The organism is Pseudomonas palmensis (genome assembly GCF_017848315.1).
Taxonomy (GTDB): domain Bacteria; phylum Pseudomonadota; class Gammaproteobacteria; order Pseudomonadales; family Pseudomonadaceae; genus Aquipseudomonas; species Aquipseudomonas palmensis.
The window spans coordinates 1-7,934 of the sequence record NZ_JAFKEC010000102.1 but is presented as its reverse complement, the minus strand read 5'-3'; the positions used below and the strand labels follow the sequence as shown (position 1 = coordinate 7,934).

Genomic DNA, 7,934 nt, shown 5'->3' with positions numbered 1-7,934 from the left:
GGGTTTCGCGGCTGGCCGCATGCCCGGCCAGCTCCGGCCAGAACAGCAGCCCCAACCCGCCCAGCCCCAGCGCCCCACCCGCCAGCACGTTGGCCGCCACCTGCTGCCCGAAGAACACCCGCGCATTGAGTGCGTTCCATAGCGTGGCGGTGGAGAACACCACCGCGATCAGGCCGCTGGGGATCCACTGGCTGGCCGTCAGAAAGCACATGAAATTCACGCAGAACAGGCACAGCCCCTGCGCCAGGCAGATCAGGTGCCCGCGCCGGTTCATCACCTGCAGGCGCCGCCCGATCAACAGCACGGCAAACAGCACCAGCGCCGCCAGGGCAAAGCGATAGACGATGGACACCGGGATGGCCACCACCCCCAGTTGCAGTTTCAGGGCGATCCAGGTGGTGCCCCAGATCAGCACGGTCAGCAGGTACAACGACAGGTTCATGGCATGCACTCCTCACGACAGCCTGAAGTGTCCGGCGCGGGCCGCCCCGTGCGCTTGCACAAACTTGCGGTTTTTTGCTGGGCGGGGCTGTCAGGCCCGGTGGCCGCGAGTAGGATGGCCGACAGAGGTAGACCCCATGACGCCGCTGGACCAGTTGCAAGTCTTTCAAGCCATGCACGCCTCGCCCAATGCCCGCCTGGAACACAGTGCGCAGCTCGGCGACGAGCTGGTCGCAGCCCTGTGGAACAACCGCCACGACGCCCGTGACTACGAAGCGCCCAGCCACCACACGCTGTCGTGGTATATCGCCGGCGGCACCGGCACCTTTCGCCGGGATCGCCCCGCCGCCAAGGGCGGGCCCGGCAAGCTGTGCATCCTGCCGGCCGAGCACGCCTCGAACTGGGTGATCAATGGCAGCATCCGCCTGGCGCACCTGTACATCAGCCAGTCGCAGTTCGCCCTGGCCTGCACCCGCCTGCTGGACCGCGAACCGCGCGAGGTGCAACTGCACGAAGCGACCTTCATCGACGACCCGGAGCAGGCGCTGCGCTTTGGCCGGCTGATCGAGCTGAACTGGGACGAGCCCGGCGAGCGCCTGCTGACCAGCAGCCTGGCCCACGAGATTCTCGACCATGCGGTGCTCAACCAGGTGGGGCTGCGTCGGGGGCTGCGCCTGAAGGGCGGGTTGGCGACGCATCAGCGCCGGCTCCTGGCCGACTACATCGAGGCGCACCTGGAGCAGGCGATCAGCCTGGGTGAGCTGGCGTTGCTGTGCAACCTGTCGCACTACCACTTTGCACGGATGTTCCGCGCAAGCTTCGGCCTGCCGCCGCACCAGTACCTGCTGGCGCGGCGCCTGGCCCGGGCACGCCAGCTGCTGCGCTGTGGCGACGGGGCGTTGGGCGAGGTGGCATTGGCGTGCGGGTTTGCCAGTGCCAGCCATTTCAGCAATCGCTTCAGGCAGGTGGTGGGGGCCACGCCGGGGGATTACCGGTTGGCCATGCGCCGCTGAGATTCGCCGGCAAGGCCGGCTCCTACAGAGTTTGCGATGCCCTTGTAGGAGCCGGCCTTGCCGGCGAAGAGTCCCTCAGAACTCCAGGGTGCTCGACAGGCTCACCTGCCGCGCATCCCCCACTGCCACGAAGTAGCGGTTCACCGCCGAGCTGTAGTAGGTCTTGTCGAACAGGTTCTTCACGTTCAGCTGAAAGCGCACCTTGTGCTCATCCAGCCGGGTTTCATAACTGGCGAACGCATCCGCCACGGTGTACGCCGGCAGGTCGAAATCGTTCTCCGCGTTGCCGGCCCGCTCGCCCACATAGCGCGCCCCGGCGCCGACCCGCAGGCGATCACCACCGAACAGGCTGCCCACGTCATACACCGCCGACAACGACCCGCTATGCCGCGCCACGTTCTGCAGGCGGTTGCCCTTGAGCTTGGGGTCCTGGGACACTTGGGCGTCGGTGAAGGCATAGCTGCCGATCAGGCTCCAGCGCTCGCTCACCTGCCCGGTGAGGTCCATCTCCAGGCCGCGCGACTTCACTTCGCCGGCGCTGCTGTACAGGGTGTCGCCGGTGGCCGTGTCGAAATTGGCCACCAGCACGTTCTGCTTGGTGATGTCGAACAACGCCACGCTGCCGGTGATCGCCCCCGGCAGGTCGAGCTTGGCCCCCAGCTCCCACGACTTGCCCTCTTCGGGGGCAATCGAGGAATCCAGCACCAGGCCACCGGTCATCGGCGCGATGCTGGAGTTGGGCTTGAACGACTCGGTGTAGCTGCCATAGAACGACAGCGTGTCGTCGACCTTGTACACCAGCCCCGCACGCGGCACCCAGGCCTGGCCGCTGTTGTCGGTGTTGGCCTTGAACGGCCGGCCGCGACCGGCGTACTGGTCGAACTGCTGATAGCGCGCACCGGCCACCAGAATCCAGTGCTCGTCGAGGTGGATCGAGTCCTGGAAGAACAACGCGTTGCTGCGCAGCTTGTCGGTCTGGTCGCTGTCGCTGTCGCGCACGGCGGTGCCGGGCTGGACCTGGCCGTACACCGGGTTCAGGTAATCGAAGGTGTTGCGGGCGCCGCGAATCAGGTCGGCACGAAACACCTTGCGGTACTCGTCATCCACCCCCAGCAGCACGTCGTGCTGCATGCCTGCCAGTTGCAGCTTGCCGTCCAGGCTGACGGTGGCGAAGCGGTCGCTGCTCAGGGCGCCACGGGTGCCGTCCAGGTTGCGCGTGAGGGTGCCCTTGGCAGGGTCAACCGCGGTGACGCGCACCTGGCTGGCATCGTAGGTTTCGCGGTTGAAGCTGTAGCCGAAGTGGAGTTTCCAGTCATCGGCAAGCTGATGGTCGACCTCCAGGCGGTACAGGTCCGAGCGCCCTTCCATGTTGTTGAAGGGCTCGTCCAGCCGACGTGTGCTGGGGATGTTCAGCGGGTGGTTGGTGCGCGGGTCGATGGCCGTGCCGCGGTCGAACGGGTACAGGAACTCGCGGTGCTCATAGGCCAGCTGCACCTGGGTGTCTTCGCCGAACCAGGCCAGCGACGGTGCCACCAGCGTCTCGCGGTGGGTGCCGAAGTTGCGCCAGTAGTCTTCGTCCTCGTGGTCGAGCACCAGGCGGTAGGCGAAGTTGCTGTCGCCCAGCGCGCCGGTACTGTCGAGCCCGCCGCCGCTGCCGTTCTTGCCGCTGCCATAGCTGGAGCCGCGCAGGTTCACGGCGTTGTAGCGCTGCAGTTGCGGGCGCTTGCTGACCACGTTGATCACCCCGCCCGGGTCCTGGATGCCGTACAGCAGCGAGGCCGGGCCCTTGAGCACTTCGACCCGCTCGGTGCTGGCATTGAGGCTGCGCCCCTGCACCAGCGGCATGCCGTCACGCATGATCGAGCCGTCGCGGTTGTCGCCGAAGCCGCGCTTCATCACGGTGTCGGCGGTGGCGCCGAAGTTGTTGCCCTGGGTGATGCCGCTGACGTTGCTCAGCGCATCGTCGAGGTTGCGCGGCGCCTGGTCGGCGAGCACCTGGGCCGGCACCACGTTGATGGCCTGGGGGATCTCCAGGTTCGGCACCTGGCTGCGCATGATCGCGCTGGTGGCCGGCGGCTGGTAGCTGCCGACGCTGTCCTGCTGGGACGAGACCGTGGTGGGCTCGAGGTTGAGTGCACCGGCCTGGGCCAGCGGTTCGACGGTGAGGGTGCGCGCATTCACGCGGCGGTAGGTGAAGCCGCTGTTGCCCAGCAGGCGCTGCAGGGCCTGCTCGGCACTGAACGTGCCCGTCAGGGCCGGCGCGGCAAGGCCGGGCAGCTCGACGGTGTAGACCACGCTCAACCCGGTCACCCGGCTGAAGTCGTTGAGCGCCTGGGGCAAGGGTTTGCTGGGCTGGGCAAAGCGGTACACCTGCTCGACCTGCTGCGCTGCCACCGCCTGGCTCACGCCCGCCCCCAGCGGCAGCCACGCTGCCGCCCCAAGCCCGATTGAAACGCAACGCACCAACGATGATTTTGCCCTGAACTTCATGCCGTCGACCTGTGAGTGAACCTGTTTCATGCGAATGAATCGCACTTTCAATCACTACACGGTTGCCGCACGTACTTACCTCACCGGGCCGTGAAAATATTTTTCAGCGCAGCAGCGTGACCCGCCCGAGCAGGGTCTTGCGCTGGAAGCCGGCCACCGCCCCCAGGGCGTCCAGCGCCGCCAGCGGGTCGGCGGCGGGGAAGCTGCCGCTGACCTTGCGCGCCGCCAGGGCGTCGTCCAGCAGCACGATGCGCCCGGGGTAATGCCGCGCCAGGTCGTCGACCACCTGCGCCAGCGGCGCCTGGTAGTAGTTGAGCCAGCCCTGGCGCCAGGCCAGGCGGTTCTCGCTGTCCACGCCCTGCACTGCACCGGCCAGGCCCTGGGCGTACTCCACCTGCTGGCCGGCCGTGAGCACCTGCTGCGCCTGCCCCGGCGCCGGCGTGACCCCGACCTTGCCCGAGAGCACGGTAACGGTGGTGCCCCGGAGCTGGCGACGCACCTCGAACCGGGTACCCATCACCCGCACCTCGCCGCCATCGGCCTGCACGGTGAACGGCGCACCGGTATGCGTGACCTCGAAGAACACCGCACCGCGCCGCACCTGCACGCGACGCTGCCCACCGCTGAAGTCCACGTCGATGGCGCTGTCGGCATCCAGCAGCAGGTGCGACCGGTCGGCCAGGGTCACGGCCTTGAGCTCGCCCACCGCGGCCACGTAATCGGCGCCCAGGTCATCGACCCAGTTGGCCGGGTGCCAGCCCGCCCCCATCGCCACGCCCAGTACCACGCTGGCAGCCAGTGCCAACCCGGCCACACGGGCCGGCCAACGGCGCCGAGGCCGGTCCATCGCGCGCAGGTAGGCGTCCAGTGCCGGGGCGTCTTCGGCGGCCAGGCGTGCTGCAGGCGCGGCGGTCTGCTGCCACAGCGCCTGGGCCTGGCGCCAGGCCTGCGGGTGCGCAGGGTCGGCCAGCAACCAGCGCTTGAACGCGGCGCCCTCGGCACGCGCGGGCTGCTGGTTGATCTGGCCGAGCCAGGCGAGCGCGGCCTGCTGCTGTTCGGCGGTAGGTGGGGCTGGAGCGTTCATCGCGGGGCATTCCCTGGCTTGCGGGGCACGGCAGGCTCGGCGGCGATACTCGCCTTGCAGGCCTCGAGGGCACGCATCATATGTTTTTCCACGGCGCTTTGGGACAGGCCCATGGCCCGCGCAATGTCGGCATAGGTGCGGCCATGGATACGGTTGAGCAGGAAGATCTGGCGGGTACGCTCGGGCAGCTCGCGCAGGGCAGCCTCGATCCGACGCAGGTCGCTGTCGGCCTCCAGCGCGGCCTCGGGCTCGCTGGCATGGTTGTCTTGATGCGGCGCCAGCAGGCTGTCGCTGACCCGCTCGCGGGCGCCTTGGCTGCGCAGGTGGTCGATGGCGATATTGCCGGCGCAGCGCAGCAGGTAGGTGTCCAGCGCCTCGACCTCGACCTGCGGGCGACGCCAGAAGCGCAGGAACAGTTCCTGCACCAGGTCGGCGGCGGTGGCCCGACAGCCCACGCGGCGGCTGACCAGGCGCTCCATGCGCGCACGCTGGGCCACGAACACCTGCACGAAACGTGCGCGGCCCGGGGCGTCGTCGTGGCTGTCGAGCGGCTCGCTCATCGTTTCAGTACGGCGCCAGCAGTGCCAGCGGCGCCAGCACCAGGCTGGCCGCGGCCAGGCCCAGCAGCAGGCGCGGGGCGTAGGGAAGGACGAACACCCACGCGCACAAGCCTCCCATCACTACCGCGCTCAGCTCCACCAGGCCCATGGCCCAGCCGCTGTGACGCACCGCCAGCCCCAGTGCCACGGCGATCAGCAACCAGCCGCCCATGCGCAGGCCACGCAGGCGGCGGGGCGTGGGCTTGTGCCCCAGCAGGTCGGCGTAATGGCGCTCCATGGCCAGGCACAACGCCGCCACTGCGGCAAAGCCGAACAACGCGATGGCCAGCATCACTGCACCTCGCTTTCGATCAGCGGTGCGGCCCTGGGCGTGCGTGCCGCGCGCTTGGGCGCCAACACCTGCGGGCGCAGCATCTTGCGCGCCATCCAGGCCAGCAGCAGGCCACAGCCCAGCGCCGTGAGGTCGAACCCGGCAATCATCCAGTCGCCCTGGGCGATCGCAGGCAGCAGGCCGGTGCCGGTGGTCAGGGCGTTGAGCACCGGCAAGGCGGCGAACAGTACCGCGCCCAGCAGCAGTTGCTCGCCCCAGGCGCGGCGCCCAGGGCGCAACAGCGCGTGCAACAGGGCCAGGCCCCAGACGGCAAAGAAGCTGTCGACCTCAAGATCGGCACGTCCTTCAAGGGCCACCGGCAACAGGCGGTTGGCCCAGAAGAACGCCGCCACGGCGAGGATCAGCCCGCTCATGCTGGCGATGTTGAGCACCTCGACCAGACGCAGCTCGAAGGGCTGGGTGCCGCTCTTGGCGTGCTTGAGCTGGCGCTTGCCCAGCCACATCACCAGCCCCGTGCCGATCACGGCAGTGCCGGCCAGACCGAACACGAAGTACAGCCAGCGCAGCGTCGGGCCGGCGAAGTGGCCCATGTGCAGGCCGTACATGCCGGCGGCAATCAGCAACGGTGTGCTCTGCTCGCCCGGGGCCTTGAGCGGGGTGCCCTGCACGCCGTCGAACAGCCAGCCGGCGCCGCGGTTCTGGGCGATGCCCTCGTTGCTGGCACGCACCAGGCGCACCCGTGCGTTGAGGTCACCGGGGTTCTGCACCTCGACCCAGCTGATCTCGCTGCCGGGCGCCTGCTGGCGCGCCTGGGCATACAGCTGCGCCAACGGCACCAGCGGTGCCGGGGTGCCCGCCGGCTTGACCGGCTCGTCGCGCGAAAACAGCTCGTTGTAATAGGCCTGGAGGTTGTCGCCATACATCGTGCTGATGCTGGCCGGCATCACCATGGCCATGAAGATCACCAGGCTGCTGTAGCTGATCATCAGGTGGAACGGCAGCACCAGCACGCCGATCGCGTTGTGGCCGTCGAGCCAGGAACGCTGGCCCTTGCCGGGGCGGAAGGTGAAGAACTCCTTGAAGATCTTCTTGTGGGTGATTATGCCGGTGACCAGCCCCACCAGCATCATCAGCGCGCAGAAGGTCGACAGCCAGCGGCCCCACGGGTAGGGCATCTGCAACTGGAAGTGGAAGCGGTAGAAGAACTCGCCGCCGCTGCTGTCGCGCGGGTGCAGTTGATTGCCGGTGGCGGGGTCGAGGATCTTTTCGTTGAAATCGCGCCGGCCGGCGCCGGGTGCACGCCAGCCCACGCGCAGGGTCGGGTCGCGCGCTTCGGGCAACTGGATGAACCAGCTGCCGGCATCGGCGGCGTTGGTTTGCAGGTAGCGCTGCGCCAGGCTCAGGCTGGCGGTGGTGTCGAGGGTGCGGTACGGGATCTCCGGCTGGGTCCAGTGGCTGATTTCGTTCTTGAAGTACGACAGCGTGCCGGTGAGGAAGATCGCGAACAGCAGCCAGCCGAAGATCAGCCCGGCCCAGGTGTGCAGCCAGGCCATGGCCTGGCGAAAGCCTTCTTTCATGGGGTTTGCATCCAGTAGGCCAGGCCGTTGATGGCGGCCAGCGCGGCGCCGGGCAGCAACACCCCGAGCCAGGCATGCCAGGCGCTGCGACAGGCGAAGCACCAGAGGATCGCCACCAGGTAGAACAGAAACGACAGCATCATGCCGGTGACGACCGCGTCGGCCTTGGGCATGGGCAGCAACAGGGTGATGCACACGCTGGCCATGGCCGCCAGCAGGTAACCGCCGAGCAGCGCCGCGAGGCTGCGCGAGGTCACGGCCAGGCGATAACTGAAGGGCAGCCCGGCGGCTTTGCTTTTCATGACAGCGGGTCCAGTGTGAGGAGGGGCGTAATATTAATGATTAATATTCGCAGATGCAAAGACACCGCTTCAACCGGCCATGAAGAAGCAGATCGGTGGTATGGCCGCTCGCAGCGGGTGGCTTGAAGCCTGTGGC

General features: G+C 67.9%; 8 protein-coding genes. 1 reads left to right on the top strand and 7 read right to left on the bottom strand.

What is annotated here, in order from left to right; translation table 11 throughout:
• On the bottom strand, positions 1-442 hold a 442-nt coding region (locus JZZ72_RS27195; protein ID WP_210015464.1), incomplete at its 3' end, for a DMT family transporter.
• 136 nt (positions 443-578) lie between these two features.
• Between JZZ72_RS27195 and JZZ72_RS27190 the strand changes: the two genes are divergently transcribed.
• Complete coding sequence (locus JZZ72_RS27190; RefSeq protein WP_210015463.1) at positions 579-1,454, top strand: helix-turn-helix domain-containing protein; 876 nt, start codon at positions 579-581, stop codon at positions 1,452-1,454.
• 75 nt (positions 1,455-1,529) lie between these two features.
• Here the strand turns inward: JZZ72_RS27190 and JZZ72_RS27185 are convergent, their stop codons facing one another.
• From JZZ72_RS27185 to JZZ72_RS27160, 6 genes are all read right to left on the bottom strand, one after another.
• Complete coding sequence (locus tag JZZ72_RS27185) at positions 1,530-3,944, bottom strand: TonB-dependent siderophore receptor (RefSeq protein WP_210015462.1); 2,415 nt, start codon at positions 3,942-3,944, stop codon at positions 1,530-1,532.
• A gap of 103 nt (positions 3,945-4,047) precedes the next feature.
• Positions 4,048-5,028: a FecR family protein gene (locus JZZ72_RS27180; RefSeq protein ID WP_210015461.1), complete on the bottom strand. Its 981-nt coding sequence runs from the start codon at positions 5,026-5,028 to the stop codon at positions 4,048-4,050.
• Positions 5,025-5,588, bottom strand: coding sequence for an RNA polymerase sigma factor (locus JZZ72_RS27175; protein WP_078479500.1), 564 nt, complete (start codon positions 5,586-5,588; stop codon positions 5,025-5,027). The genes JZZ72_RS27180 and JZZ72_RS27175 overlap by 4 nt, the downstream gene beginning before the upstream one ends.
• 4 nt (positions 5,589-5,592) lie before the next feature.
• Positions 5,593-5,919 (bottom strand): DUF3325 domain-containing protein, encoded by a 327-nt coding sequence (locus tag JZZ72_RS27170; RefSeq protein WP_210015460.1) that lies wholly within the window; start codon positions 5,917-5,919, stop codon positions 5,593-5,595.
• The gene (locus tag JZZ72_RS27165; RefSeq protein ID WP_210015459.1) at positions 5,919-7,496 is read right to left on the bottom strand and encodes a PepSY-associated TM helix domain-containing protein; all 1,578 of its coding nucleotides are present in this window, start codon (positions 7,494-7,496) and stop codon (positions 5,919-5,921) included. The genes JZZ72_RS27170 and JZZ72_RS27165 overlap by 1 nt, the downstream gene beginning before the upstream one ends.
• Positions 7,493-7,798 carry a DUF3649 domain-containing protein gene (locus JZZ72_RS27160; RefSeq protein ID WP_043859706.1) on the bottom strand — a complete coding sequence of 102 codons (306 nt, stop codon included), beginning with the start codon at positions 7,796-7,798 and terminating at the stop codon, positions 7,493-7,495. Before JZZ72_RS27160 ends, JZZ72_RS27165 begins: the two co-directional genes overlap by 4 nt.
• Positions 7,799-7,934: the final 136 nt, after the last annotated feature.